Source organism: Caballeronia terrestris (assembly GCF_001544515.1).
Taxonomy (GTDB): Bacteria; Pseudomonadota; Gammaproteobacteria; order Burkholderiales; family Burkholderiaceae; genus Caballeronia; species Caballeronia terrestris.
Genome location: NZ_FCOL02000543.1, coordinates 1 through 823, shown reverse-complemented (window position 1 = coordinate 823; position 823 = coordinate 1). Strand labels below are relative to the sequence as shown.

General features: G+C 61.0%; 1 protein-coding gene. It reads left to right on the top strand.

Going from position 1 to position 823, the window contains the following annotated elements; translation table 11 throughout:
* Positions 1–471: 471 nt before the first annotated feature.
* Positions 472–823: quinone oxidoreductase family protein (locus tag AWB67_RS38825; protein WP_159965175.1), on the top strand; the 352-nt coding region annotated here is incomplete at its 3' end.

The window sequence follows — 823 nt, the reverse complement described above, 5'->3', positions numbered from 1 at the left end:
GTCGCCGCAGAGCGCAGACCTGCGCGTCTCACGGATGCAGGCTCGCGGCATGCAAAACCATGCTCATCGCATCCTGGACGACGTCGGGGAGGCAGAGAACGCGATCTCGGGTCTGGTCGGCAAGCCGAGCGGCGACCTTCGCATCAACGCATGCCGGACTTCGCAGCGACGGCAAGCGTTCATTCACGACGATCACCGACGAAGACATGCACGCGCGATACGCGTACTTGATGCAGGGCGTGCAAACCGGTAGCGAGCACGCTGCACAGGTAGCGGTGCACGTCCGCGTCTCCAATTCGCAATGCAATCCTGCTACTTTTCCCTTGAACAACGCGCGCCCATTGTTCCCACTTCTTCGCGCATCGACCGCCGGTCTCATGTTTGGTTGCAAAGGACTATCATGCTAATCCTCAGCGAGGCAGCAATCGAGGCAGGGCGGGCGGTCAGGCACCACCACAACCAGGGAACGACATGACCACGATGATGAATGCGGTTCAGGTTTCGAAGTTCGGCGGACCCGACGTGCTCGAATGGGCCGAACTGGAACAGCCTCAACCCGGGGCGGATGAAGTGCTAGTGGAAATTGCGTGCGCCGGGGTCGGTCCTTGGGATGCATGGATCCGGGCGGGAAAAAGCGTGCTTCCGCAACCGCTGCCGTTGATCCCCGGATCTGATATTGCCGGCACGGTCGTCGAACTGGGCAAGGGCGTAACAGACTTCGCCATCGGCGATCGCGTGTTCGGCGTGACCAATCCGCGCTTCACGAACGGTTACGCCCAGTTCGCTTCAGCCCATGCCGGCATGATCGCGAAAATGCCGGATG